At 68.0% G+C, this 25,182-nt stretch carries 22 protein-coding genes and 2 pseudogenes; 7 read left to right on the top strand and 17 right to left on the bottom strand.

The window, feature by feature from the left end:
* Positions 1 to 261 precede the first annotated feature (261 nt).
* From AB0953_RS31210 to AB0953_RS31190, 5 genes are all read right to left on the bottom strand, one after another.
* A complete protein-coding gene (locus AB0953_RS31210; RefSeq protein WP_366862928.1) occupies positions 262 to 597 on the bottom strand; it encodes a hypothetical protein in 336 nt (111 codons plus the stop codon).
* 186 nt (positions 598 to 783) lie between these two features.
* On the bottom strand, positions 784 to 2,160 hold the full coding sequence (locus AB0953_RS31205) for a hypothetical protein (protein WP_366862927.1): 1,377 nt from the start codon (positions 2,158 to 2,160) through the stop codon (positions 784 to 786).
* A 269-nt stretch (positions 2,161 to 2,429) separates the two neighbouring features.
* Positions 2,430 to 2,741, bottom strand: coding sequence for a hypothetical protein (locus AB0953_RS31200; RefSeq protein ID WP_366862926.1), 312 nt, complete (start codon positions 2,739 to 2,741; stop codon positions 2,430 to 2,432).
* 124 nt (positions 2,742 to 2,865) lie between these two features.
* Positions 2,866 to 3,324, bottom strand: coding sequence for a hypothetical protein (locus AB0953_RS31195; RefSeq protein ID WP_366862925.1), 459 nt, complete (start codon positions 3,322 to 3,324; stop codon positions 2,866 to 2,868).
* Entirely contained in the window at positions 3,314 to 4,417 is a 1,104-nt protein-coding gene (locus AB0953_RS31190; protein WP_366862924.1) for a hypothetical protein, read from the bottom strand. Before AB0953_RS31190 ends, AB0953_RS31195 begins: the two co-directional genes overlap by 11 nt.
* Positions 4,418 to 4,532: 115 nt before the next feature.
* Here AB0953_RS31190 and AB0953_RS31185 point away from each other — a divergent pair, with 115 nt between their 5' ends.
* Positions 4,533 to 5,654, top strand: coding sequence for an ISAs1 family transposase (locus AB0953_RS31185; protein ID WP_366862923.1), 1,122 nt, complete (start codon positions 4,533 to 4,535; stop codon positions 5,652 to 5,654).
* A 90-nt stretch (positions 5,655 to 5,744) separates the two neighbouring features.
* On the opposite strand, the gene AB0953_RS31180 is transcribed toward AB0953_RS31185, so the two are convergent.
* The 4 genes from AB0953_RS31180 to AB0953_RS31165 all read right to left on the bottom strand — a co-directional run bounded on the left by AB0953_RS31180 (position 5,745) and on the right by AB0953_RS31165 (position 9,697).
* Entirely contained in the window at positions 5,745 to 7,217 is a 1,473-nt protein-coding gene (locus tag AB0953_RS31180) for a hypothetical protein (RefSeq protein ID WP_366862922.1), read from the bottom strand.
* 560 nt (positions 7,218 to 7,777) lie between these two features.
* Complete coding sequence (locus AB0953_RS31175) at positions 7,778 to 8,443, bottom strand: hypothetical protein (protein WP_366862920.1); 666 nt, start codon at positions 8,441 to 8,443, stop codon at positions 7,778 to 7,780.
* Positions 8,440 to 8,904, bottom strand: coding sequence for a DUF2199 domain-containing protein (locus tag AB0953_RS31170; protein WP_366862932.1), 465 nt, complete (start codon positions 8,902 to 8,904; stop codon positions 8,440 to 8,442). Before AB0953_RS31170 ends, AB0953_RS31175 begins: the two co-directional genes overlap by 4 nt.
* 565 nt (positions 8,905 to 9,469) lie before the next feature.
* Positions 9,470 to 9,697, bottom strand: coding sequence for a hypothetical protein (locus AB0953_RS31165; RefSeq protein ID WP_366862919.1), 228 nt, complete (start codon positions 9,695 to 9,697; stop codon positions 9,470 to 9,472).
* Between the two features lie 211 nt (positions 9,698 to 9,908).
* Between AB0953_RS31165 and AB0953_RS31160 the strand changes: the two genes are divergently transcribed.
* The 3 genes and pseudogenes from AB0953_RS31160 to AB0953_RS31150 all read left to right on the top strand — a co-directional run bounded on the left by AB0953_RS31160 (position 9,909) and on the right by AB0953_RS31150 (position 11,578).
* Positions 9,909 to 10,307 carry a hypothetical protein gene (locus AB0953_RS31160; RefSeq protein WP_366862918.1) on the top strand — a complete coding sequence of 133 codons (399 nt, stop codon included), beginning with the start codon at positions 9,909 to 9,911 and terminating at the stop codon, positions 10,305 to 10,307.
* A 383-nt stretch (positions 10,308 to 10,690) separates the two neighbouring features.
* Positions 10,691 to 10,774 (top strand): annotated as a pseudogene (locus AB0953_RS31155) (alpha-L-glutamate ligase); the annotation flags it as partial.
* Positions 10,775 to 10,915: 141 nt separating this feature from the next.
* Entirely contained in the window at positions 10,916 to 11,578 is a 663-nt protein-coding gene (locus AB0953_RS31150; protein ID WP_366862917.1) for a hypothetical protein, read from the top strand.
* Positions 11,579 to 11,645: 67 nt separating this feature from the next.
* On the opposite strand, the gene AB0953_RS31145 is transcribed toward AB0953_RS31150, so the two are convergent.
* The 3 genes from AB0953_RS31145 to AB0953_RS31135 all read right to left on the bottom strand — a co-directional run bounded on the left by AB0953_RS31145 (position 11,646) and on the right by AB0953_RS31135 (position 14,907).
* Positions 11,646 to 12,782 carry a methyltransferase domain-containing protein gene (locus AB0953_RS31145; protein WP_366862916.1) on the bottom strand — a complete coding sequence of 379 codons (1,137 nt, stop codon included), beginning with the start codon at positions 12,780 to 12,782 and terminating at the stop codon, positions 11,646 to 11,648.
* Between the two features lie 58 nt (positions 12,783 to 12,840).
* Positions 12,841 to 13,137: a hypothetical protein gene (locus AB0953_RS31140; protein WP_366862915.1), complete on the bottom strand. Its 297-nt coding sequence runs from the start codon at positions 13,135 to 13,137 to the stop codon at positions 12,841 to 12,843.
* A 369-nt stretch (positions 13,138 to 13,506) separates the two neighbouring features.
* Positions 13,507 to 14,907, bottom strand: a complete 1,401-nt coding sequence (locus AB0953_RS31135) for a VCBS repeat-containing protein (RefSeq protein ID WP_366862914.1) — start codon at positions 14,905 to 14,907, stop codon at positions 13,507 to 13,509.
* Between the two features lie 901 nt (positions 14,908 to 15,808).
* Between AB0953_RS31135 and AB0953_RS31130 the strand changes: the two genes are divergently transcribed.
* Both AB0953_RS31130 and AB0953_RS31125 read left to right on the top strand, forming a co-directional pair.
* Positions 15,809 to 16,426 (top strand): RNA polymerase sigma factor, encoded by a 618-nt coding sequence (locus AB0953_RS31130; RefSeq protein ID WP_366862913.1) that lies wholly within the window; start codon positions 15,809 to 15,811, stop codon positions 16,424 to 16,426.
* On the top strand, positions 16,423 to 18,333 hold the full coding sequence (locus AB0953_RS31125) for an IclR family transcriptional regulator C-terminal domain-containing protein (protein WP_366862912.1): 1,911 nt from the start codon (positions 16,423 to 16,425) through the stop codon (positions 18,331 to 18,333). The genes AB0953_RS31130 and AB0953_RS31125 overlap by 4 nt, the downstream gene beginning before the upstream one ends.
* 163 nt (positions 18,334 to 18,496) lie before the next feature.
* Here AB0953_RS31125 and AB0953_RS31120 read toward each other — a convergent pair whose 3' ends face one another.
* Complete coding sequence (locus AB0953_RS31120; protein WP_366862911.1) at positions 18,497 to 18,763, bottom strand: hypothetical protein; 267 nt, start codon at positions 18,761 to 18,763, stop codon at positions 18,497 to 18,499.
* Between the two features lie 97 nt (positions 18,764 to 18,860).
* Here AB0953_RS31120 and AB0953_RS31115 point away from each other — a divergent pair, with 97 nt between their 5' ends.
* A complete protein-coding gene (locus AB0953_RS31115) occupies positions 18,861 to 19,226 on the top strand; it encodes a hypothetical protein (protein ID WP_366862934.1) in 366 nt (121 codons plus the stop codon).
* A 55-nt stretch (positions 19,227 to 19,281) separates the two neighbouring features.
* Here AB0953_RS31115 and AB0953_RS31110 read toward each other — a convergent pair.
* From AB0953_RS31110 to AB0953_RS31095, 4 genes and pseudogenes are all read right to left on the bottom strand, one after another.
* Positions 19,282 to 19,488 (bottom strand): annotated as a pseudogene (locus tag AB0953_RS31110) (transposase domain-containing protein); the annotation flags it as partial.
* Between the two features lie 107 nt (positions 19,489 to 19,595).
* Positions 19,596 to 20,174 (bottom strand): hypothetical protein, encoded by a 579-nt coding sequence (locus AB0953_RS31105; protein WP_366862910.1) that lies wholly within the window; start codon positions 20,172 to 20,174, stop codon positions 19,596 to 19,598.
* The gene (locus AB0953_RS31100; protein ID WP_366862909.1) at positions 20,152 to 24,744 is read right to left on the bottom strand and encodes a putative T7SS-secreted protein; all 4,593 of its coding nucleotides are present in this window, start codon (positions 24,742 to 24,744) and stop codon (positions 20,152 to 20,154) included. The genes AB0953_RS31105 and AB0953_RS31100 overlap by 23 nt, the downstream gene beginning before the upstream one ends.
* The gene (locus AB0953_RS31095; protein ID WP_366862908.1) at positions 24,744 to 25,166 is read right to left on the bottom strand and encodes a hypothetical protein; all 423 of its coding nucleotides are present in this window, start codon (positions 25,164 to 25,166) and stop codon (positions 24,744 to 24,746) included. Before AB0953_RS31095 ends, AB0953_RS31100 begins: the two co-directional genes overlap by 1 nt.
* Between the last annotated feature and the right edge of the window lie 16 nt (positions 25,167 to 25,182).

Raw genomic sequence — 25,182 nt, 5'->3', positions numbered from 1 at the left:
GGCCCTTCGGGCCGGTGTCCTGCGCTGCGCTGCGGACGGTTCGGGGCTCCGCTTCGCTCTGCCCCGAACGGCCTGCTCTGCAGGCCTGAATGACCCCGTTTCACGGGGTCTGGGCCTTCGGCCCGTTGGTCGGGTCCGCTTCGCTCCCCCGCCCGGGGTCCTTCCGGCTCCGCCTTCAGGACCGGCCCGCTCCGCGGGTGCGGGCAGGAAGGTCTGACCGGGGCGTGGTCTGTTCGTGCCGCCGCATGGCGGCTCGGCCCCTCAGACCCAGTACCCGCCGCAGTCACAAGCCTGCGGCTCCTCGTCCGGTGCCAGCGTCAGCGGGCCCAGTCTCGCCACCAGCTCCTCGTCGTCCAGGTGCCCTCCGAACCGGTCCCAGCTCGCGATGAACCGTCCCGGCGTGAGCCCAAGGTCGAAGACCGACGTGAACGTCGAGATCATGCAAAAGGCAATCGCACCGTCACGGTCGACCGGATCACTGATCCGAGCCTCCAGGTCGTCTCTCAGCCAGGTGAGCATCTCCAGCGTGGACGACCCGTCGATCGCCCTTCGGCGCAGCTCCCGCTCGATCTCCCGCTGCTCAGCTCCCTGCCCCATACCCCGCCCCTTAGAAGAAACCAGTGGCACCTTGCTTCAAAACTTGGCTCAGCTTGATACTGGAAATGATGGCATGGTGCACTCCGGGGTCCCCGCGCAGCAGCCAGCTCGCTCAGCCCACCTGCACAACCCCAGTTCAGAAGCATGATGACCGTGCAGCTTCACTGATCAGCGACACCTACACCTCTACAAGGCGCTCGTGCCGTCCTTGTAGCTGATGACGGCAGCCAGCTGCTCGTACTGGAACCACTGCGGATCCGATGCGAGCTCCCGCACTCGCTTGACGAACGCGGCCCATGCCTGATGAGACTGGAGCTGAGTGGCCTGCGTCCAGAAGGTGACCGCGAGTTCAGGCATCCCTGACGCCTCTCGGCACTGCTCGTTGTTGGCCCATGCGGTCAAAATGCCGTCCAGCTGCTCGGGCTGGACCAGGCGCGCGCACGGTATGACCGCGATCTTGGTGAGGTACTCGGCGATGCGCCAGCCGCCGGCCGAGGCCAGGATGGGCGCCAGGAAGTCGGTGAAGTAGGCGGAGGGCTGCCGCTCGATGACGGCGGCCTGATTGTACGGGGACAGCTTTGCGAACTTGCTGCCCAAGGCAGGAATGCGGTCTCGAACGGCGTCAAGCCCGATCAAGGCAAGCGTGGAGGAGGCCACGACCGCCCCAGAGGAGGTGGTGACGACGGCTGGTCTGCGGTCGACGTAGGTGCCGATCTGCTGGCACACCGTCTCATCCAAGGCATCCACGAACACGTCGAACGCGCCCAGCCGTGCGATCGTCTTCAGCTGCTGTTCGATGGGCAGCCCGTTGAACGTGCTCATCGCCTTGGTGACGGCCTCCCGCACGGCGTCCCGGTCGTGCTGGGCGAAGGCGATCAGGCAGAGCGCGTGCCGGTCGGCAGCCACGCTCGCGGTAATGCCGATGCCCTCGGGCACCTCCAGTTCGAGCATGGCGTGCTTGGCCGCGATGCCCAGGATCTGCTTCCAAGCGCTGGACTTCACCCGCTGCGCGAACATCTGCACCAGGTAGTCGCCGTGGCCGACGAAGGACGGGTCGCTCACGTGGGCCGTGTACCGGGCGCATGCCTTGCGGCCCTGGGTGGGCGGATGCACCAGCAGAGCGTCCAACGCGGCCACAAGGTGGGCCCGCGCGTACTCGCCGCTAGGAGCGAACACATCCCCGAGCGGCCGCAGGGAAGGGTGCGCACACAGGTGACGGTCCTGCTTCAGGCGTTCCAACTGTCGGTGCTCGATAAAGTCGATGAGCTCCAGGTCGAGCGCGTTCTGCAGGAGATTCCTCTCGACCTGCTGCATCGTCTTGACCGCTTCGTCGTCGGCCTTGCTGCGGGCCCCCTCGATCCTCTTGACGACCTCAGCAGCCGTGCCGTCGCCGTCCTCGGCAAGCTGGTAGAGCTTGTGGATGATGTCGGCGCAGACCGCGGTCCAGGTGGCCACGATGGCAGCCCTAGGAGTGCCAGTGCTGTGGCAGCGGTAGGCGTCCACGACCAGCGGCCGGACCTCCTGGTGCCAGACTCGGGTGATGCGCTCTTCCAGGTTCAGCACCAGGTGCTCGCCGTTCCGTCAGGGCCCGCGCGGTGAGGGCCGTCCCGGCGGCCGGCCGGGCGCAGAGGTCTCGTCCCCCTATGTATAGGCGACCGACGCCCGGTGAGCACCGGGATTCCCGACAGTGCCCGCCTACAGCGACACCGCGAGCCAGCCGGAGTTCTGCCCGATGTGGCGCCTCAACAAGGCCCGCACACGGCCCCGACACCATGATCACCGGCCTGGCGTCAACCGCTGTACCAGTCCCCAGGCCGCTGCCATGCCCGCGGTCATTCACCCCCGGCCCCCGGCCCCAGAACGGGGCCGGTGCCCTCTCCCGCACGCCGCCGGCCTGCGCGCGGCTGCCGCGGAACCAAGGTCTGCCTGCGCAGGTGCTGATGACGTCGCCGGTCACGCCACCAGGCCAGCCGGTGCTCGGACTCCTGCGGGAAGACCGACTGCACGCCCATGACGACCAGGGCCAGCGCGAAGCAGGAGAACGCCGCCAAGATGAGCCACCACGGCGCACCGGTCAGGGCCATCGTGACAGCGGCAATCCCGGTCGCAGAGGAGGCGATGAACGGCCGGCTTGCAGTGGGCATGGGGCATTCCCTTCGGGTGAAAGCACCGGGCTGATGTGCCCGACGCTGGATCCCCGGGGACGTCCGCGCCCCGGTTCTGATCCCAGTTCACCGAGGAAGAGGAGGGGCTCTGTATCGGTGGGTGTCACACGCGGAACCCGAAGCGTTCGAACGCCCGCCGCCACGCCTCCTGCATCGACAGCTCCAGCAGCAGCGCTCGCTGCCGATAGGCCTGGACGGCGAGCCACTGCACCACCTCCGGCGGCGAACCCGCCAAGGCCTCGCTGACCACCGAGCCTTTCGGCCACCGCCACGCCGCCCTGATTGGGTGGAACCTCAGCAGGGTGCCCCTGCCGAACTCGCGCGCGAGCTGGTGGAACTCCCGGACACTGCCGCGGGCATCCCGCAGCTGGCGCACCGCGTACTCGTCAACCTCGCCGTCTTTCTCCACGCCTTCGATGAAGGCGTCCATCGCCTTCAGGGTCGCCGCCCTCGCCTCCGCAACCGCCCCCTTCCGCTCCACGGCAGTGATGAACCCGAACTGGTGTGCCTGGTCGACAGGAAGGTCCAAGAAGAGACAGAGGGTGGCCTCTTCACCGAACACGTGGTCCCACTCGATGAGGACGGCCTCGATGAATCCAAGGACCTTCTCCGGGCCCAGCCCGGCCGCCGCAGCGGCCAGCGGCCCAATACCGGTCACCGGCTCCCAACCCGCCCCCTCCGGCCCCCTCTGCAGCGGCCACACGGCCTGCCCGCTCCGGTAAGAAAAGACCAACACCCCTGCCCTCGCAGGCCCACCGGGCATACGGCTCCGGCAGCTGCCCGGCCGTGGTCCGCGGGAACACCTGGGCCTGCCAGGCCGCCGGTGTCCGCAACAGCCAGCCCGGAGACCCCGGTTCCATCACACCGGCGGCGGGATCCCCCTTGCTACGCCCGACCAGCCAGTCCTCGAAGTACTCCAGGGCCACTCTGCGCTCCGCCCGCCAGACCGCGGTCCCGCCGCGCCCGGTCCAGTCGTATCCGCGCTTGGCGTGTTTCGGCAGCCCGTCGTCGACCTGAAGGCAGTCCTGGTACATCTCCTCAAAGTCCTCATCCTGCGCGTACAGCCACGCCTCCCCCGCCCTGGCCCGCGGCCCGCTGAGGTGCATGCGGGCGAGAGAGACGGCCAGCTTGAAACGGGCTGACGAATGCCAGCCCTCTTCGCGCTCCAGGATCTCCGCCACCCGCAGAAGGTACTGCTGCCAGTCCTCCAGGAGCGCTGCGGATCCCCACGAGTCCGCCCGCAGGCTTTCGGCCCGGACCAGGTACTCCTTCTCCGGGCCGGTGCTGGTCGAGGCAGTCACCAGCCGCCACAGCCCGAATGCCGCACGGTGACGCAGGACCGGCAGAAGATCCTCCAGGAAATCGTCCGTGAAGGGTTCGGCGACCGCGATGGCCGTCATCACCGCGTCGGTCAGCATCCGGCCCTGGTAGTCGCGGTATGCGCGGGGATGCTGGCCCGGCAGCCGCAGTGACACAGCCCGGGCCCGCTCCAGCAGGCCCGGGTCGGCCCGCAGCCGAAGAGGCCGGTCCTGCCGTGGATCCCTACGCCAGCGCGGAGGCGGCGGATAGCGCAGGAGCGTCGAGATGTGCGCGAGCCGGTCATCGGCATCCAGCTTTTCCTGCGCCTCGACATGCACCGACAGCAGTCGGCGCACCGTCTCATCCCGCGACGTCCCCCGCCGGGCCCCAACCGCCGCCAGAGCCTGGTGGGCACACTCCGGCAGCCGGACGTTTGTCTCCTTCAAGCCAGACACCCGCACAGTCTCCGGCATGTGGCCGCCCGACCAGAACCACGTCCCCGGCAACCGCACCGGATCCGTGAAGTCGACTTGGAGTGACTGTCAGTGGGCGAAGTTCCCTCGCTGGGCGGCTGGTGCGCGGGCTGAACAGGCCGGCGTGGACGCAGCGTGTCTGAGCACTCTGGTCCAGTCGGGCGTCCCGTGCCGCCGACGGCGAACATACACGGCGATCGGCGCCTGGCTCGCCGACCGCGCCCGCTGTGCTGAGCGCGGCCAGGCGGAGGCGGCCGCTCCCGCGCTCGCCGTGGACGGCAAGACCGTGCGGGGCGCCTGGCGCGCCGACGGCAGCCAGGTCCACCTGCTGGCCGCGATGAGTGGCCGCGGCCTGGTCCTTGTCCAGCGTGAAGTCGACGCGAAGACCAACGAAATCACCGTCTTTCGACCTCTGCTCCAACCGCTGGACATGGCCGGCTGGGTGGTCACCTTCGACGCGCTGCACAGCCAGGTCGAACACGCCCGCTTCCTGGTGGAGGACAAGCAGGCGCACTACATCGCGATGATCAAGGGCAACCAGCCAACCCTGCACCGGATGCTGAAGAACCTGCCCTGGCGGGACATGCCGCTGCTGGACAAGACCCGCGCCACCGGCCACGGCCGCGACGAGATCCGGCGTATGAAGACCGCCACCATGGCCAAGATCCCTTTCCCGTACGCCGTTCAGGTCCTGCAGATCGTCCGGCGGCGCCGGATCGTAACCACGGGCAAGGTCTCCCTCGAACGCGTCTACGCGGTCACCAGCCTGCCGGACACCAAGCCGCCGCGGCCGAGCTCGCCCGCCGCGTCCGGGAGCACTGGGGCATCGAGAACAAGATCCACCACGTCAGGGACGTCACCTACACAGAGGATGCCTCGCAGGTGCGGACCGGCACCGCACCCCGGGCCATGGCCGCCCTGCGGAACCTCGCCATCGGGACACTCCGGCTCACCAACCGCACCAACATCGCCGCTGGTCTTCGCTATCACGCCCGCGACGCCACCCGCCCCCTCGCCGCCCTGGGTATCACGTGATCGAGCAGCGAGAGCGTGTCCTTGGAGGGCTTCGGTGCTCCTCGCGGGCTACGGCCCCGTCGAGTCGCCGCGGCCAAGGACCTAGGGTTCGGGAGACGGCCCCCGGTACGTTCACGCGCGGCCACTCGACGGCCTTCAGCGTCCCGGTCTGGTACCGGCCGCGCACAATCGAGCGTCACAAGCCTGCGAGGACAAGCAGCTGGTGCATCCCAGTGGTTGGCAGGTTCGGGTTTGCGGCTGCAGTGGCCGCAACGGATTCCGACGGATCAGCCAGCAACCGCGTCAGGTCCTCAGCCGGAAGTCGGGGATGGGCCGCGATGGTGCGGCGCACCATGTGGTCGGGGTCAGCCGCTAGCCGGCGCGCGAGTTCCACGGGCAGGTCGGGGTCCCGCGGGGCCAGCTGCCTCATTCTGGGGTCGGGGTCTGTAGCCAGGCGCCGCAGTACATCTACCGGAAGAGGGAAGTCGTCGGCCGGACGCCATCGGACCCTCTTGTCCGGGCGGTAGGTTCGGTCGATGCGCTCGGCGGTGTCGGGATCGATCTGGTCTCGGGCGTGGAGAGCCATCGTGGTGCGGACGCTGCTTTCCCCGTCGTCGAGCAGTCGGGCGACGAGCGTCGGCGGGAGGCGGTCGGACATCGCCGCCGAGGCGCGGAAACAGACGTACGGCGAGTCCACGTACGGCAGGGGATCGGCCGTCACCCACGGCAGGCGCAGTGCCCGGAGCTCCGCGCGAGCTATCTCGCCCATGAATTCCCGTTCGAGCGCGTCGTCGTCCAGGGCTTGGAGATTCGCGAGCCAGTCCTGCTGGGGCACGTCAGACAGGATCTGTGCATGGATCGCGGCGCGAGTGGGCTCTGGGGTGTCCTGCCGAGCGAACACCCGCAGCGCGACGCGCGGGTTGGGATCGTGAGCGAGCTTGTCGCGGGTTGCCGGTGGAAGGTCGGGGTGTTCCGCGAGCTCCTCGCGGACCTCGTCGTTCCGATCTTCGGCCAGCCGGTGGGCGGTGGCGGTGTCCAGCGTGCAGTGGCGCACCGCCCCGGCGCGCGTGACCGGGTCGGCCAGCAGCGCCGGAACAAGGTCTGCTGGCGGAACGGGATGGGGAAGCCGGCGAAAGTAGGTCGCGCAGGCCCCTGCTCGTACCGAGTCGTCGGGGTCTGTCAGCAGCAGTCGGCGCACCGGTTCCGGGGCCGTCGTCCACCATTGGGCAAGCGTCGCCCGGACCTTCGGGTCCGGGTCCGCCGCCAGCCGGGTACGCAAGTCTGCCGGCACGTGATCGCTCTCCGCCAAGTGTTCGCGGACCTGCGGGTCGCCGTCGTCGAGCAGCAGCTCGAACAGCTCTCGCGGTGCGCCGTCCGCTGCAACGACCAGAGCCCTGCGTATCGCGGGATCCGGGTGCTCCGCGAGAATCATCCGGAAGGCTCGTGGGAGGCTGCGGTTCAGGGCGAGAGAGTGTGTGAGCCACAGATCGCCTGTGGCAATGATCTCGGCGATCACGCCATCGCTCAGGTCCGGCCGCTTAGCCACCCTGCCAAGGCCCTTGCGGTATCCGAGGAGCCGGTGGACGAGCTCCGACGGTAGTGCAGGGTTTGCCGCCAGCCCGTCCACCACCTTGTCGAGATGCACCGGCAACGGTATGGCGTCCGACATGGCAAGCGGCCCTTCTGCCTCGGCGATCCGACCACCGAGTCTCTCACGCGCGTTCGTTGGGGATCCGGCGGTCGTGACAGGCACTTCCTTCTTTCCGCGATCGCGGCGGCGTGTGACACGGCGAGACCATCTCCAGGAGCCTTCAGCTCGCCCGCCTCGGCTCGCAGCATCAAGCCGGGGCAGGGGTACCCCTCGAGCAGTGAACAGACCGCAGCCCGGCAGCGTTCTACGGCGCCGCCAGATAGTGGTTGGCGCGGGAGCTGGAGCGGCGCGGCGCGCCCGTGGTCAACTCGGCCGCGGTGTCAGGGCAGTGGTAGGCAGGGAGGCGATCCAGGCGAGGTGCTGGCCGAACAGCAGGAGGATCGCGCCCGCGGCCCGGACATCGAGATCGAGGCGGATGTCGGTGAGGCACTGGTGGAGGAGGCCCCGACGCCGTGGACCCGCTCGCTTGCCGGGCCCGCAGCTGCGCCTGAACGGGACCGTGGACGACGCCCCGCTGTTCGGGTCGGGGCTGGCTGCAGGCTGACACGGCAGGTGCAGTCACGGGAAGTACCGGCTGGTCAGCCGCCGTGGAGACCCCACTCGTCAAGGCCGCCGTAGACGTGAGCTTCAAGGCATTGCGGAGCTTCAAGGCCCACCGCCTCGCCTCGGTACAACGCGATGAGGGAGTCCTTGCCCCGCCACCAGGTGTCGGTCACACCCTGCACTTCAGGCACCGGCTCGTAGCCGCCGAAATCCAATGCCTCGACGGCCATGCCCGTGATCCGTATGACGGTCTTGGCCCAGCGGCGGGCATGGGCGGCGAGCGCCAAGGACTCCACCCATCCGTCCGTGCTCGCATGCAGGGGCGCCCAGTGGTGGGCGTGGATACCGAACGCCCCATCGGGGCCAGTCATGAATCCGTAGGCCATGGACACCCGGCAGTCTCCTGCCGCAAATGACCAGCCCTCCGTGGCCGACCCTTCGGGGCAGTCGGCATCCAGAATGCGCGGACCGCCCTCGTAGAACGGAGCCGGCGGCAGGGCGAGGCCGCCCCAACGGTCCTGGAAGGCGACGGCTCGGTCGATCTCCGCAGCGGGGATCCCGTGCCCGATCCACACGTCGCGGTGTCGCCGGATGTCCAGGCCAGGCAGACGGACACCGTGGGCATCGACGAATCTGTGGGCTCTGTGGCTCAGGCCGGCGAGCCCGACCGGACTCGGCGATATCGAATTGTCAGCTGTCACTGCTGCCGGCCGTCGCCGGAGTGGAGCACGGACTCTGCGATCTCCCGCACACGGTCCAGGGTGGCCCCCGTACGCTGTTCAACGGCGAGGGGATGGTCGGTGGGCTCGAGCTCGACGAAGGGGCGCTCACCGACCCGGCGGGTGTGCACGTGCGTCTTCAGGTTGAGGGTCGTGGCCGGGTAGGCAGGCAGGTCGGTGGCGAGCCAGCCGAAGTACGGTCTCTCGGCCTCGCGGCCGGGGGTGTCCCACAGATCTGCGGCCCGGGAGAAGTTCTCGCGGCTGAGCGAGACCCAGACGCCCCAGGAGAACACCTCGTCGCTGCCGATGACCGGTATCTCGACCAGGCCCTTGACGAAGTAGTGCTCCCCGCGCACCACGCACTGGTCCGACGAGAGCAGGCAGTCATCGGCGTCGGCGAAGGCCGGATCCCACACCGCCGGTGCCTCCGCCGTGTAGTTCAATGGCAGCTCAGGGTGGTGGGCCCCGCAGCATGTACAGGTGAAATCGATATCGCTGGTCATGGTGCAGAAGCCTAGTGACGACCTCCAGGACCACCGCGGACGGTTCCCCTCCTGCCCGCGAGCCCTACCGCCCGCCGGCAGCTAAGGAACGTCCCCACGCCACACGAACCGGCCAACACCCCCGGAGCCCCCTTCGGCCGGCTCGTAGCCGGGGCGGTCGACCGGCCCGAACGCGCCGTGCTCCGACATCAGCACCGGCCCGTCCACAACCTCCTGCGGATCCCACCCCGTCATATCCAGCAGCAGCCCGTCGAGCGGACCATCCACCAGCTCCACGTAGCTGCGACCCGGCTTCCGCACCGGGCCCGGCCCAGCAGGGCCCGGCCCGTACACACGGCGGTCCATCCACGAAGCATCCACCCGCCCAGCCACCCAACCGCCGGCCCACTCCCAAAAAGCGAGGACCCGCCCGCCTCCGACAAGTAGCCCTGAGCCGCTCCGGAGAGATCCGCCAGCCCTGCACCAAGACGTCACGAGGTAGCGGGCCGGGCCTCCGACAACCCGGCTACGGGGCGGGCGTGAACTCCACGTCGGTCCCGCCGCAGCCGGCTGCAATGTCCAGCAGCCGGTCCCGCTCCGCCTCATCGACCGCCAGGCCCCAGCGCAGCTTCGTCGCGGTCCACTCAGCCCCGTACCGGCACAGCGCGTCCGCTGCCGGCGGCAGCCACTGTGAGGGGTCCTTGTCGCCCTTGGCCCGGTTCGTGGCGGCCGTGACCGCCACCAGCGAGGACAACTGGCCCTGGTCATACGCGTACGCCTCGCCCCGCTCCGCCGTCCACGAACTCGCGCCAGCTGGCGGGGAGCGCTGTTAGAAACGTGCGGTACTCCTGCCCGACCCCGGTGGTCACCTCGCCCCCCGGGGCGGCGCCGACCTGGCGTTTGCTGCATGATCGCGGAGCGGGAACCCATCTCCCACGCCCGCACTGCGACAACCAGGAGCCCGCATGTCCATCGAGCTCGACTTCCCGGAATTCCCTTATGCAGAACCCCCGCTCGGGATCACCTGCCAGCAGAAGCCATGGAACGGCGTCCTCGTCAGGGTGGACCAGATACCGTTCAAAACCGGCGACAAGGTCACCTTCCACGTCACGGTCTGCAGCGACAACACCGGGCAGACCCGCGCCGTGAAGACCCAGGGTGTCGTGAGCATCACCGCTGACACCACCTCGGCCAGCTACTCCATCCCCTGGAACGGCGTCCTGGACACGGTCACCAAAGGCTCCATCATCGCCTTCTACACCCTCACACCCGCCGATGGCAGCGCGCCATCGGCCTCACAGGACGCCATCGTTCAATACTCCCGTCAGCGGCGCGACGGCACCGTCTGCGGTCCGGACAACTGAGCCTCGATAAGGGCGCGCTGGCGTGCTTGGAGGTAGTGGTCCAGTCGGTGGCGGCGCGGCGGCGCCACTGGACGGCCGTGATCGGGTGGAGGCCGAGCATCGGGCCGAGGACCGCGGGCGGGAGGTCGCAGGCGAGGGCCACCAGGGCGGTCGTCCGGGCGGGCCGGTTGGGGATGTACTGCGCGGCCAGGCGTCGGCTGAGGGCGGCGGCGGAGATGTAGGCGCCGGACAGGCGGCCGGGGAACGACCAGCAGGCGCTGGTGTTCGCGGCCCAGCCCCGGGGAGCGGGGCGGTCGGCAAGGATGCTGAGGATGTCGGACAGGGAGGTGGGCAGCGGGATCGAGGCCCAGCCCAGGGTGAGGGGCACGCCGCCCCGTCGTGGGCGGGCGCGGACGCCGCGGGCGCTCCGCCTGGCGCGGGAGCTGGAGCGGCGCGGCGCGCCCGTGGTCAACTCGGCCGCGGCGTCAGGGCAGTGGTAGGCAGGGAGGCGACCCAGGCGGGGTGCTGGCCGAACATCCCCTCCCGACGACGCCACACCCTCCTCATCCGGTCTTGGACTGCTGCGGCACAATCGGAGTCACGAGGCGGGCAACGGTAGGGGTGGGAACGTGGGGTTCTTTGGTTCACGAAGCCGACGTGAGGGCATACCGAACGAGCCGGCGCTGCTGGCTGCGGCTGCTGAGAATCCCGGTGGCAGCGTCGCCGAGATCGACCCGACGTATATCGACGACCCGAACGGCTACGTACCTCCCGAGGCGATCCGCGGGGCGTGGGTGGTGGATGGCAGCGGGAAACTGACAGGTGAGTACCAGCAGAATCCCCGTCACGGGGTGCCACAGGACGACTTCAGCAAGCTCACTGATCCTGATCACTGGCTCGGCTGGCTCGGCGATGATCCCGCGAGGGCCGTCCGGGAAGGCATCGAGGAGTCCCTGCGCGCCCAGGTGGCAGACGCGGTGGTCGAGTGGGTGAAGATCCTTGAAACGCCCCAGTTTCTCACGGGTGGGCGTCCACGTTCTGAGGACGAGCAGGTCATCCTGGTGACCCGCGCGGCACTCGCCGCGCCGTTTGCGTTGTCCGTACGGACGACGCAGCACGGGCGTTCCGTCCTCCTGGGAGTGTTCTCCTGGGCGGCGGTGAACCTCTCGGGGCCCTCAGCGCGGAAGGATCGGCACTGGTTTGACTTGGGCGTCGGGCTGGAGTGGGCCGGTGAACGGCTTCAAGAGCGGATCTACGAGATTGATGGTGAGGGCGGCACCGCCGAGCGGTAGGGGTGGGCCGGGTCGCGCGAGGCGCGGAAGAGGCACATGAGCCGGGAGGATGGCCTCGGCGCCGCGCCTACTGCGCGCCGATGGTCGCCGACCAGCCGCTGCGGCTGAGATGGCAGGTGCCGTCCGGGTCGATGCGCACCGCCGCGCCCGCCACGGGCAGATCGCCGTCGATGACGAGCCAGGTGCCGATGCGGTCCAGCTCGTCCCACAGCCGCCGGGGGCCGCCCTGATGGACGGTGGGCATCTGGCGGGCCCCCGATGCCGTGGCCCGGGCCCAGGAGCCGTCCGGGTGCAGCATGTAGGCGGTGCGGGTGCCGTCCGAGGCCGTCTCCATGCGGTGCTGGATGCCGGGGACGGTGAGTTCGAGGGTGGAGCGCACGTCCCAGGTGCGGCTGACCCGCATCACCGGGTAGCGGCCGGTGGTGACGGACTCGCCGTCGGCCTTCCGCGCGGTCGCCCACAGATCGGCGTGGTCGGGTGCGAGGGGGTAGTCGTCATCGTGGCGGGTGCTCATGAACTCGGCGGGCTCGGGAGCCACTTTGCCGGTGGCGCCGCCGTCCGCGGTCTTGTCCGCGACGATGAGCAGCCCGGTGCCGGACAGGGCGGTCACCATCCGGCCGCCGAGGGCGAGCGCGGTGAGCCAGGAGGCGGGGATGGCGGACACCGAGACGGTGGAGACGATGCGGCCGTGGACCCCGGGCAGCTCGCCGGTCACGTCGCAGACTTCCAGGCGCGGCCGGTGCCCGGCCGCGGCCAGGCGCTCCCGTGCCGCCTGGACCAGGTACGGGTCGACGTCCACGCTCGTGACGCGTTCGTCGCCCAAGCGCCGGCAAGCCAGGGCGGTCCCGTAGCCGCTTCCGCAGGTCACCAGCAGGCGGGAGTCGTCGGCGAGGAAGGCGTACTGGTACAGCTTCACGAGCAGCGCGGGCAGCGTGGCCGACGAGGTCGGCCAAGACTCCGGGACCACGGTGCCGGGTGCGGCGTGGTCGGCGTGGTGGGGGCCGACACGGGTGATCACGCTGAGGCTCTTGTCGTAGGCGCTGCTCATCCAGGCGGCGGGGTCGTCTGGGCCGTCGCGGAGTTCGTAGACCCATGTGCGGTCCTGCTCGGCCGGCGCCCACCAGTGGGGCACGAACAGGTGCCGGGGCGTCGTGGCCAGGGGCCGGTGCCAGCGGGACTCGGGACGCACCGTCGCCTCGGCCATCCGGACAGCGTGGGCGTCCCAGCCCGCCGGCGTCCATTCCACGAACACGAGCCGCCTTTCACAGGAGCGCGGGCACGGCGGCCGCGGGCGAGCCGGGTGCCGCGGGTGCGTAGCCCATCGGGTCGCAGGGATCGTTCTTGCCCGGGTCGCAGGAGTCGGAGTTGGAGGGCTGGCAGTCCGGGTGGCAGGCCGTCGGGCCCGTCCGCCCCGGGATGCCCGCGCTCGCCTCGGCCCACCGCGGGCTGGACAGAACGCAGGCCAGGCCGCTGTACAGGACGCTGCCCGCGTTCAGGAAGCGCCCGACGGCAAGGGAAGCGGTCGCCGCGGTCGCGGCCCGCATGATCATGATCATCACCCGGCGGTTCTACCGGCCCTACCCGCACCGGTAACAGGGCTCGGACGGGCAGTTCACTCCTGTGGGGAGTCCGATTCACCGGCGAAACGCCACTGCACCTACCGACACTTCGAAGGGATGGACGCTTCGGCGCGCGCCCGGACCTTCCCTCTCGGCCTAGCACAAAGAGAGGGTCCCAGTCTCACTGGGGCCTGCTCTTTGTCGTTGTTGCGTACTGGTCGCGCGTGAGGGGCTTGGGAGCCCATCCACTCTTCTCCATGGGGTAACGCTTCAAGGTCCTGCGCCATAGCTCTGATGGCGTGCCCGTCTCTCGGCAGCACCGCCTACCCTGCTCACCCGCTGGTTGAAGCCGCAGAGTGCGACTGCTCACTACGGGATCCCCGGCTGTGTGGGCTCGGTGACCGTCACTGGCGTTATGGTGAAATAGACCTTGTACGATCCGCCTCCGCCACTGAAGAGGACTTCATCGGCATCAGTTCGAGGCCAATTAAATTGAACGTCCGATCCGAGTGTTTCCGGATGGCGCCTGAACGATGCCGTGAACCGAGCTGGGTCAGCGAGATCAACAATATTGGGCGCCGGGATCACGAACTCATGCTCGCCGATCAAGTCGTCCGAGAGTGCATTCGCGATCAAGTCCGACAAACCAAGAGTGAGCAGCTCGAAGGGCTTGACGCCTCCAATCTCAAAATTAGTCACATCACCGAGGGCGCCGGCAAGTCGAGGGTCACTGCCAGCAGCTGCACCAGCGAGTAGCTGGGCTCCCTGTTTGGCCGCGTCTTTAAGGACTGCATGGATTTTGTCCCGTATCTGGTTGGCATCGCCGCTTTCGTGATCGAAGATCGCCACGTGCACCCTTATCCCACTTCCCGGGAACGCACGGACCGCCCCGATACTCCTCTCTTTAAAGAATACTTTTCCGCCCTCGACGTTGTTGTCGATCTCGGTCCTAAATGTTTGGACGAGTTGATCCGAACCGGCTCGGTTAGGGTCGATCGCAGTCAGCGATACTACGACGTAGGTCTCATCGGTTCCGCCCGGATCCTCGGTTCCAAAGCATTTCACGGCAGCGAGCTTCACTTTGGCTTCATAGTGCGTTTCAGCTGCGGGTACAAGGTCAGCGACGCCAAGCGTGATAGATCCGAGCAGGTACTCTTGGCGCGCTATCCCGTCACCTCGCCTAAGTGCGCCAATCGGCTCGCCTAGAGGGCCAAGGGACCCGCCAGTACGGCGGTAGCAGTCACGTACTACCGCTTGGGCGCGAGCCAGGAAGTCAAACTCTCCGACGCCGACGATGTGCCACGGCGGACCCACGAGACCAGGGCTGCCGTTCTCAAACAGCGCCGTCGCTCGCCCCGCCACCTTGGCGCCATCCATCATCCAGATCTGTGTCTCGTTGGTGTCGTCGTTGTGCCACAGAATGTCGGCACCACCATTCCGATTGAAGTCACCGACGCCGACGATGTGCCACGGCGGACCCACCAGACCAGGACTGCCGTTCTCAAACAGCGCCGTCGCTCGCCCCGCCACCTTGGCGCCATCCATCATCCAGATCTGTGTCTCGTTGGTGTCGTCGTTGTGCCACAGAATGTCGGCACCACCATTCCGATTGAAGTCACCGACGCCGACGATGTGCCACGGCGGACCCACCAGACCAGGACTGCCGTTCTCAAACAGCACCGTCGCCCACCCCGCCTGCTTGTGGTCGTCCATCATCCAGATCTGTGTCTCGTTGGTGTCGTCGTTGTGCCACAGAATGTCGGCAGACATGGCGTACTTCCTCGGATCCTCGCTTGACGGGCGCGGGTTAGCCCCACTCTGCACGGAGCAGCAACTGAGGGCAGCAGAGCGGGATTCAACCGAAATTGGTTTGCCAGAGCGACCGGTTAGGTCGCGCGCAACTCATGCCCTGTATGAGTCAACTATTCCTAAGCGAGGCGGCGGACGAGCGGTAGTCAGCCGCCGCTCAGCACTCGATGCTCTCTTTCAGGCTGCTACCGCAATATGCATACGTCAACTGCGAGATCAGATTTAACAATCAATCAAAGAAAATAATCTGCAGGCTACGGAGTATTGGCGCTGCGTGTGCGGCCAAGTCTGCCGCACACGCTCCTCTCATAGCTGACTTGGGCCTGTCTTTCGGATCAAGCCGGGCCCCGCGAGCCGGCATGAGTCCGAAAGACAGGCCCTAGCCACGCGTGGCGTTGTGGGGAGTGTCGGCGTGCGCCGGAGCACGGCGCCGACCCTGCTGTTCACTCACTTGGGTGAATCGGGGGGTTGTGGGGGGAGAAGTGCGCGGTGGGGTTCGTCTGTGGGGCGAGGACGCGTTCACGCCGACCGTGTCCCGCGAGGTAGATGGAGAACCACTGAACATGACGCCGTCCTTGGAGTGGATCGGGCATGTCCCGGCCGCCGTGAGCGCGGTGCACGCGCTGGTTGCCCTGGTGCGGCTGTGCCGGCGAAGTCCTGCCGGCCATCAGGTCGCCCGCTCTGACGCGGCCGCGAAGCCCGCGCCGCTGGAGCAGTGCGGGTGCGGGGTGGAGGTTGTCGCGGTGCGGGTGGATGTCGCCGTGGAAGCGGATGTCGTGGTGCGGGTCGCGGTCGGCGCGTACGCCTCTGCGGGCGTCGGTGTGGGCGTCGGAGGTCCAGCGGCTGGTGGGGAGCGGGGCCCGTGGTAGGCCAGGGGGCTGGGGCGGAGGAGGGGTTCGCGCCGGATGCGGATGTGGCGCAGCGGTTGCTGGCGGCGTATCCGGCGTTCATGGCCTCTGGGCCGTACGCGTTGCGTCGGACGTTTCGGTCGTTGTCGTTGGCGACGTGTCAGGACCTGGTGCAGGAGGCGTTTCTGCGGGTGGGTTTGAAGGCTGCGGACTGGGAGCTGGCGCCGGACACGAACGTGATGGCGCACCTGCGGCGCACCGCCCACAACCTGGCCGTCGACGAGCACCGCAAGGAGCAGCGCGGCGGCAAGCGGCTGGTGGTGATGGACGCACACGCGCTGGACGTGCTGGACGGGCTGCCGGGCGGTCGGGAAGCGGTGGATGAGGGCCGGGAGCGGCAGCGGGAGCTGTTGCGGCGGGAGATCGAGCAGATGCCGGAGGGCCTGCGGCGGCAGGTGGTGGACTTGCAGAGCCGGGGGCTGAGCGATGCGGAGATCACGACCGTGCTCGGCATAGCGGCCACGCAGCTGCACAAGCTGCGTTCGAAGGCCATCGCGTATCTAAGGCGCAAGCTCACTGGGCATATTCGGGATGGGCATCGGAAGAAGAGCCTCGCAAGGAAGGACAGGTGACGGATGTGAGCACGAACGTCGACCACCGCGGCGGGGCGGGCCGCCCGGAGCCAGTGGTCCCGGCCGGGCTCGCGCACCTGCTGGCCCAGCTCGCAGGGCCGCACGATTTCTGGGACCGCCCCAAGGGCTACTTCGGTCCCCTGACCGACACCTACGCCCTGACTCTCGAGGAGCGGGCGCACGCGAACTCGCTGTACCGGCTCGGGACGAAGGCTTTGGTGCGCGGTGAGCTGCTGCGGGCCGAGCGGTGGCTGGGCGCGGCGAGTGAGGCCGGGCATCCCGGGGCGCTGTTCCGGCTGGCGGCGCTGGCCGGGCGGGCTGACGGCGATCGGCGGGAGGATGTGCGGTTCCTGGTTGCGGAGGCGGCCCGGCACGGGCACAACGACGCCCGCCGGCTCCTGGCCGCGACCTCCCACCGCCGCCCCTCCCCCACTGAGCCGGTCCCGCCTGTCGAGGACCCGGAGTTCTTCGAAGAGGTCCGCAGGCACCTCGGGGTGCGCGCCGAACTTCTCACCCCCGACCCGGCCGAGGCCGCCGCCGCGGCAATGGAGGCAGGGCAGATCCCGGCGCCGGGCGGCCCGCATCTGGTTCTGGTGCCCCCGCCCGCCATCCCCGCCCCCGACCGGCCGGCAGCCGGCCTCCCACCCGGCCTCGTATCCCGGCCGCAGCGGCCGCGTCTGCGGGCCCTGGACGGCATGCAGGCCGCGCCTCTGGTCCAGCCCCTGCCCGACCCCGCCCCGCACCTGGCCGCCGCGGCGGCCGCGGCCGCCGGGGCCACCGAGGCCGTGACCACGACCCCGGCGGACACCGCCGCTTCCGCCCCGGGCGGCGGCAGGAAGGGGCCGTGGTCGGCGAACGCCCTGCGGCCGGCGGTCCTGGCCGACATGGCCCGCTCGATCCTGCCCACGCAGCCCCCCAGCCAGCAGGCCGCAGTCCTCAAGGCCCAAAAGCTGCTCCACCACATCCAAAAGTCCGGCGGCATCAGCACCCGCGACCTCGCCCGGCGCACCGGCATGTCCGTGACCTCCACCGCCTGGCTGCTGCACTGGCTGCGCGCCCAGTACCTCGTCGAAACCATCGCCGGGGCCCACCTGCCCGGACCGGTCATGGAAATGGCCAGCCGCCCCGAGCAGCACGAGCTGCTGATGCAGCAGACCCTCGACGGGCTGCGCGACCGCCTCGGCGCCGCCATCTACCTCAGCACGTACACCGGCGGCGAAGTCGAGATCCTGCAGTCCTCACACGGCCAGGGCGCGCCGCCGGTTCGAGTCGGCGCGGCGTTCACCGACAGCGCGCACGCCAGCGCCGTCGGCAAAGCGCTCCTGGCCGACCTCGACTTCGAAGCGCGCATGGAGCACCTCACCCGCTATCAGCCCGTCTCCTACACCGGACGCACGATCACCGACCTGCGAACCCTCTTCGACAAACTCGACCGCCACGGGCCCGGGGCGCTCCAGTTCGACCTGCAGGAGTACTCCGACTTCAACGTCTGCACGGCGTTCTCCCTGACCCTGCCCGGCCACGACGCCACCTGTGTCGCCCTGGCCCTGCCCGCCGACCAGCACCACCGCCTCAAGCGCACCGCCGCAGCCCTCAGCAACCTCTCCACCGGACTCCTCCTCGCCCGACTTCTCACCACCACAGCCAGCGGCACCGCCAACACGAGCACGGGCGACACCTGGCCTACGGGGCGGGCCCACCGATCCGCCCTCCGCCATCGCCCTCCCCTAACCCGCCCCGACGGCTCTGCCTTGTCCGAGCGCCGGGGGGCGCTCGGACAAGGCAGAACACCAAACCGGACCAGCCGACAGCCCCGGACGGGCCCCACAACCCTGCGCGCACCTGCGCCGGGTCGGCAGCCTCCACCCAACATCCGGCAGGCCTGGGAAGACGCCCACAAAACCTGACCACATCAGCCGGGCCCTGCGGCCCAACCCGACAGCACCACCAAGATGGCCAGGATCAGTGGCGGTCCTCTAGGGCTAACACGGCCAGCATCGCCCAGCAGCGGCAGGCGGACGGGGGCTTGCCGCGACGAAACGATCCCGCATGCCACCCTTGCGGTTCCGATCAGTAGGGGCGCTTGATGTCGTGAGCCTCCAACGCGCTCTCGTAGCGGGCCAGCAACTCGTCGAGGTTGGCCAGCAGGATGGTGGCAGCCTCGTGCGCGTCATCGACATTGCCCTGGGCGCAGGCTTGCACGATTTCAGCAACGTCGCCGCGGATGATCGACAGCGAGTCCCCCTGGATCAGCACGCCCGGGAAGTGACGTGGCGGCAGGCGGACAACCGCGTCGTTGCCTGGATCCGTGAACAGCTCAGCCTCAATGCGCTCCATCGGGCCATCCAACAGCAGACGCCGTACCTCAAGTGCCTGTTTCCGATCTCGGACCCAGTGAGAGGCGGGGCTCACCTGGTGCTTAGGGTGTGCGGGCATGGCTGTCCCTGAGATCATCCCTATCGCCCATGAGCCTGGCTACCGAACGAGCACCATCGGCCGGTTCAGCGGCGGCCAGTTCCTGGCGTCGGTCACCTATGCATTCCCGGATGGGTTCGTGATGGGGGACGGCTGGGAGGAGCAGAAGCGGCTCTTCGTCGTGCTGCACAAATTCGACCACGACGGGCACCACCAGGAGTCCGACATCTGGCGCGCCGGTACTTGGGCAGAGCAGATGAAGCGTCCGCATCACGAGCATTCCGTCGTTGCCCGCGCGGATGCCGGCTGGCCGCCGTCCTCGCCGGCCTCGCAGAGCGTGAGTACTGCGACATCGCGATCCAGCCGTTCCAGCTCACCGTTTTGAACAGTGCGGCCATCGGCTCGGCCCCCAGCCGACTGCGGGCCCTGAAGATTCCCGACTTGCTCGGCAGGTGCCACGAACCCCACAGCCCGGCCCAGCGCAGGCCCTCCGACAGATGCCGCATCACCTCCAGATACGGCGCAGGGGAGAACAACGCCATCGCGAGCAGGAAATACACCACCGGTCGGGCCGGCAGCAGGCGCTGCCGCTGCTCGGTACGGCCGCACGCGGCCACCACCTCATCGACCAGCCACGGCGGATACATCCGGGTCAGCACACCCACCCCGGCTAGATCCGGAAGAGACGACGCCACCGACACCACCCCCGATGACGTCGTCTCACCGATCCAGACCTATGTCAACGGCATTGCGTTTAAGGAAGGCGCGGAAGGAGCTGGAGCCAGGCTCGCACCTCCTGAAAGACGGGGTTGTCATCTTCCAGGAGTGCGCAGAGGGGAACCAGCGGAGTCAGCATGTTCTTGATCCGGCGCAGCTGCAGCATCTGATCCCTCGGTGCTGATTTCCACCCCCCGGCCAGCCGTGTCCCTGCCTCCAGCGACATTCCCACGTTTCGCAGGATCTCTGAGCAGAGAGCAGGAAAGTCCCGCGTTGTATCCGCATTGCTGGCTCCAAATTTTTGGATCATGTAGGCACGCACGTAGGCAGAATCAGCCATCGCCTGTTGTGGCGTCTGGATCTGTCCTTTTCTTGAGATTGCGAAGAGAGCGAGATGACCCCAACGGATCCTTGTTTCATCTGAGAGACCAGGGGACTGCATACCGCCGACGGCGAAATCACGCAACTGTTCCAGGTGTTCCAGCGAGCAGGCGTTTGCTTCGGTCGTCGGCAGGTATCGTTCCAGGTCCTCCAGCGAAGAACCGAGGAATCGGCGCCCGGTCTCGTGGAAGCCGCTTGTCTCAGGGGACCGGTCAGAGGATGGGGATTCCGGCACGTTCAAATGCCTCCTTCCCGATTTCGAGGCTCTCCTGCGAGGGCCAGTAGTGTCCACTTTGGTTGTTGATTTCCATGCCGAAGTAGTTGCCACCGCTTCCGGCGATCTCCGCCTCGCCCGCCGCACGCACAGGTGCCCCGTTCGTCAGCACGGGGTGCTTCAGCTCGGTGCCTTGAACGTGCTTCGGGATGAACACCAGTTCCCCTTCCTCGGTCACTGCCCACTTCACCGTGCCCGAGTTGATCATTTCATCGAATCCTTCTTCGCCGGCACGTATGGGCTTCACTCCGAGACGCTCGGCGTCGGCCAGTTCGCCTGCAAGTTCCTTTGGCATCCGATTGTGGAAGAGGCACGGTGAAAGTCCTCTTGGGTCACTCCACGTCTGTGGGTTGTTGACGTACGTCGCCGGGTTGGGTGCAGGGACGAGCCCCAAGGGGTCCTGGGAGAGGTAGCGGGCCGATTCCGGGTCATAATAGCGGAAGTGGTTGTAGTGAAGTCCCGACTCGGGGTCGAAATACTGGCCCGGGAAGCGTAGCGGGGTGTAGGCCGTCGCGTCGCGCGACCACGTTGTCGTGCCCCACAGAGTCGTTCGCGTGCGCCAGGCCAGTTCGCCGGATTCGTTGATGAGTTCCGTTGGGCTGCCGATCAGATCGGTGACGATGGCGAAGAAGCGCTCGTCGGTGGAATCCCTGCGGCGTTCTGTCTGGGCAAGGGGGCGCACGCCCATATGATCCCAGGTTAGGGTGATGTCCTCGGTTGTCTGCTCGCAGAGGGTTGTGCCGTCCCAGGTGAAGTGGACCGTCTCGAATGGGGACTGCTTGGTTATTCGTCGGCCCAGAGGGTCATACGAGTAATGCCAGACTGTGCCGTCGGGTGTCGTCACGGCGATGAGACGGTCTTCCGCGTCCCACTCGTAGCGCCAGGTGTCGGGCTTTCGGGAGAGCCGGGTCTTCTGGCGTAGGACGATCCGGCCCTGGGCGTCGTGTTCGTAGCGGACTGCACCCGCGCTGGTGATCCGAGTGCCCTGGTAGGCGCGCGTGCCGGTCGCGTAATGGGACGGGTGCGTCGCTGGCCACGAGGCTTCCGTCTGGCTTCCGGCGTCGTCGTAGGCGTACTGCTCTGTCCAGCCTCGCGCATGGACGGCCGTGACGCGGCCAGCTGAGTCCAGGTCGAAGCGGCGGCCTCCGGAGAGTGCGTCGCTGATGCCGACTAGGCCGCCATCCGCACGGTAGGTGTACGCACGGTGCTGGAGGCGACTGCCCCGGGACGTGATCTCCTGGGCCGTCAAGCGGCTCATCTCGTCGAACGACGACGTCAGTGACACGAAGTCCGACACCGTGCGCTCGACCTCACGGCCCAGGGCATCGAAAGAGAAGGCGATCTCGCGCCCGGACGCAGTGAGCTTCGTCTTGCGGCCCGCCGCGTCGTACGACCATTCACTGACCGTGCCGCCCGGCGTCGTCCTCCCTACCCTGCGGCCCAGTTCGTCGTACGCGTACGTCAGCGTCCGGCCGTTGACCTGCTCGGACTGCAGGCGGCCGTAGCGGTCTCGCAGACGTTCCAGCCGGGCACCGGGGCCCGCAGCGACCGCGAGTTCGTCGAAGATGTCGTACTCGAAGGTCGTGACCGTGCTGCCTTCGACGTCCTTGCGGATCACTTGGCCGAGGGCGTTGTGGGTAAAGGCGATGCGCTGGGCCAGCCCGTTCGTCCGGGAGGCCAGACGGCCTGAGGCGTCGTAGGCGTAGCTCAGCGTCCGGCCGTCGAAGTCTGTCTCGGTGACCAGCCGGCCCGCTGCGTCGTAGGTGTACTCCCAGGTCAGGCCCTGGGGGTTTGTCACGCGTGTCAGCCGTAGGTTGACGTCGTGGCTGAACTCGTAGCGGACTCCGCCCGGGCCTGTGCGGGCCGTCAGCAGGTCGAAGTCGGTGTACTCGAAGCGGGTCGTGCCGCCCATGGCGTCCGTGTGGGGGAGGCAGTTGCCCTCGCCGTCGTACGTCCAGGAATTCACCGTGCCGTCGGGTGCGGTGCGCCGGGACGGCAGGCCCTCGACCGTCCATTCCAGTTGCGTCTGCGCGCCGAGAGGATCGGTGATCCGGACCGTTCGGCCGAAGGCGTCGTGTTCGTAGCGGGTCGCGGCACCCAGCGGATCGGTGACCTCGACGGGAAGTCCTCGGCGGTCCAAGGTGATCAGGGTGGTGGCGCCGAGCGGGTCCGTCACAGAGGTGAGCCGGCCCGCCGCGTCGTAGGTAAACGCTGTCGTCGCGCCCGAGGCGTCGGTGACCGAGGTGCGGTTGCCTCGCTCGTCGAAGGTCTGGCGCGTGACATTCGCGTCGGTGCCGACGATGCGTATCGGCATCCCGTTGCCGTCGTACTCGGCCCGCGCCTGCCGCCCGTCCGGACGCTCCAGCACCGTCATGCGGCCGTGCTCATCGTAGGTAAACCGGCTGACGTGGCCCAGCGGATCGGTCCGTGACAGCAGTCGGTTGTAGCGGTCGTACTCGAAGCGGGTGACCGCTCCCAGGGCATCGATCTCAGCGAGTACGTGGGAATGCTCGTTGACCACGAAGCGCTTCGTGTGGCCGAGACCGTCGGTGAGGGAATTCGTGCGCAGGCCGGTTTCCGGGTCTGTGTCGTCCCAGGTGAATCGGGACTCGATGTGGCCGTTGCTACCGGACTGGTAGGTGCAGCGGTCCTGGTCGTCGTAGACGTAGTCGTAGTGGCTGCCGTTGGTATCGGTCCAGGAGGTGATGCGGCCGTGTTCGTCGCAGCCGAAGCGCAGGGGGCGGCCGGATGAATTGGTGACCTCGGTGAGGTGACCGTCGGTGTAGCCGTAGCGCAAAATCTCCTGGTCGGAGCCGTCCGCAGCCGCTCCTGCGAGGTGGAGGGCCGTCACTCGGCCTTCGCTCGTGGTGAGCTTCAGGTGGTAGCCGCCGTGGTGGACGATCGCCGTCGGGGCGCCCGCTTCGTCGTGTTCGAAGCTGATCCAGCGACCGTTGCGGTCATCTATCTGAGCCAGGAGCGCGAGCTCGTCGCTGTGATCAACGAAGTGCCAGATCCTGCCACTTTCGGGATCGGCGAGGGTATAGCCGTCCTCAACGCGGGCCAGTGGCCACCGTCGGCCATGCGTGGGCATGACCGGGACACCGGGCGCGGGGTGGGGGTAGGCCAGCAGGCTGCCCTCGTCGCAGCTGAAGATCACGCCTTCCGAGTCGATCTCCAGCCGCTGGTCCACCGTGCTCGACCATGCCGGACCGAACCAGCGACCTGAACGGCGCGAGGAATCGAACGTGCGCCGAAACAAGAGTGGAAGTGATCCGGGAAGGGCGATGTCCGTCTGCGGCAGCAGCATGCGGCCGGTCGCCATGTCCACCGGGTCGCCGTCGCAGACGTTGTCGCGGCAGCGGTTGCTGCTGTGATTGGGATCCCTTTGGTGATCCCCGCGGCTGCCGTGGGGCTTCGCGTCATCGAAGTGTTTGGCAGCCGAGCCGAACCTTTTGAATGCGCCGGCACCCTTGGAGCCGATGAGGTCGGGGAGGAGTCTGCCGACGCCTTCCGAGGGGTCCTTCATGAAGTCGTCGAGCATCTGCTTGCCCGCGCCCCACGGGTCATTGGCCATGGTGATCAGCCCCGCGGCCGTCGAGTTCAGGTTGGTGACGTACTCCGCGGGGTGCGTGATGTTGTAGAGGTCCAGCGGGTTCAGGGCGCGGGCGAAGTTGAGGGTGCCGGCCACTCCCTTGACGACGCCTCCGAGGAGGTGGGTGCCGGCCAGTTCGAAGTACTGCTCGGCGTCGGCGAGCTGCTGGGTGTACGAGGGCTTGGGCGGGGCCGCGTCGCGGGCCTTTCGGACGGCAGCGGCCACCGCCTCGGCCTGCTCGTTGCGCTGCTTGCGGGCGTCGTCGAGTTTGTCCTGAGCGGCGCTGGCCATGGCCTTGCCCGGGTCGGGATAGTCCTTGTCCGGCTTGGGCGGGAGTGGGTCCTTCTTCGCCTTGTAGGCGTCGTTGTAGGCGTCGGCTGCCTTGTTATACGCATCCCGGGCATCCGAGGAGGCCTTCTTCGCCTTGTTGTAGTCCTCCAAGGCCTCCTTGGCCCTGCCCTGCGCCCACTCCACCGTGTCCGCGAACCGGCCCATGGCATCGGCGGCCTCACCAAAGGCCTTGGCGGCGTTGAACCAGCGCGGGGGCTCCTTGGCGACAGACTCCTGGAAGGCCTTGGCGGCCTCGCCCTTGAGGCCGTCCGGCTCGCCCATGGCCTTGAGGCCGTTGCCGACCGACTCGAAAGCCGCCTTAAAATCGTTCAGGTGCCCAACCTGCTCGCGGATCTTCGAGACGCTGCCGTAGACCAGCTTCTTCGGATCATCGGTCTGCCCGAGCTCCAGCTCGGACACGTCGGCGCCGAGCTGGTTGGCGGCCGAGCGGCTCTTGTCGCGGATCCAGTCGCCAGCGTCGTCGAGCCCCGCATCCTCGGCGAGGTCGGCGACCTTGTCACCGCTCCACTCGACGAAGTCACCGACCTTCTCGATCCCGTGCTCGACCTTGTCCTCGACCGAGTCCGGTATGAAGTCCCGCCACCCCATCAGCCCTTGCCCCCGTTGCCCTTCGCCTGCTCCAGCAGATCCTTCAGCGACCCGATCTTCCCGTTCGAGGTCACCGTGTCCTTCGTGTCCGACCAGGTCTGCTTGATGTCCTGCGCACCCTTCTCGAACGACTCAGCGCTGTAGTCCGGCTTGTAGACGTCCGTGGTGAAGATGTCCCCCCAGGCCTTCTTCTCGATCTCGTCCTCACTGGCATGCGGATTCCCCCACGCGGAGTTCACCGCCACCTTGAACGCGCCCTGGACGTACTGGTCCTCCTCCCACATCGTCCCCGCCGCGATACCGAGATTCCCCGCGAGGGCCGAGACGTTCTGGATCAAGCTCCGCACGCCCCACTCCCACCGCTCACAAAAGTCCTCGAAGTCCTTCGACAACGCGCCGTGCCCGGTCTCCATCGCTGTCATCGACAGGTTCTCGAAC

It is taken from the genome of Streptomyces sp. NPDC046866 (assembly GCF_040704625.1).
Lineage (GTDB): Bacteria > Actinomycetota > Actinomycetes > Streptomycetales > Streptomycetaceae > Streptomyces.
The sequence above is the reverse complement of the archived record's forward strand: the minus strand, read 5'-3'. Positions and strand labels throughout refer to the sequence as shown.

Bases quoted from the DNA above. Each gene is read 5' to 3' on its own strand.
- AB0953_RS31160 (WP_366862918.1), top strand. From the start codon at position 9,909: ATGTCCATCGAGCTCGACTTCCCGGAATTCCCTTATGCAGAACCCCCG.
- AB0953_RS31145 (WP_366862916.1), bottom strand. From the start codon at position 12,782: ATGGCCGAGGCGACGGTGCGTCCCGAGTCCCGCTGGCACCGGCCCCTG.
- AB0953_RS31210 (WP_366862928.1), bottom strand. From the start codon at position 597: ATGGGGCAGGGAGCTGAGCAGCGGGAGATCGAGCGGGAGCTGCGCCGA.
- AB0953_RS31115 (WP_366862934.1), top strand. From the start codon at position 18,861: ATGGCTGTCCCTGAGATCATCCCTATCGCCCATGAGCCTGGCTACCGA.
- AB0953_RS31180 (WP_366862922.1), bottom strand. From the start codon at position 7,217: ATGTCGGACGCCATACCGTTGCCGGTGCATCTCGACAAGGTGGTGGAC.
- AB0953_RS31185 (WP_366862923.1), top strand. From the start codon at position 4,533: ATGTGGCCGCCCGACCAGAACCACGTCCCCGGCAACCGCACCGGATCC.
- AB0953_RS31095 (WP_366862908.1), bottom strand. From the start codon at position 25,166: ATGACAGCGATGGAGACCGGGCACGGCGCGTTGTCGAAGGACTTCGAG.
- AB0953_RS31100 (WP_366862909.1), bottom strand. From the start codon at position 24,744: ATGGGGTGGCGGGACTTCATACCGGACTCGGTCGAGGACAAGGTCGAG.
- AB0953_RS31200 (WP_366862926.1), bottom strand. From the start codon at position 2,741: ATGCCCACTGCAAGCCGGCCGTTCATCGCCTCCTCTGCGACCGGGATT.
- AB0953_RS31120 (WP_366862911.1), bottom strand. From the start codon at position 18,763: ATGGAGCGCATTGAGGCTGAGCTGTTCACGGATCCAGGCAACGACGCG.
- AB0953_RS31135 (WP_366862914.1), bottom strand. From the start codon at position 14,907: ATGTCTGCCGACATTCTGTGGCACAACGACGACACCAACGAGACACAG.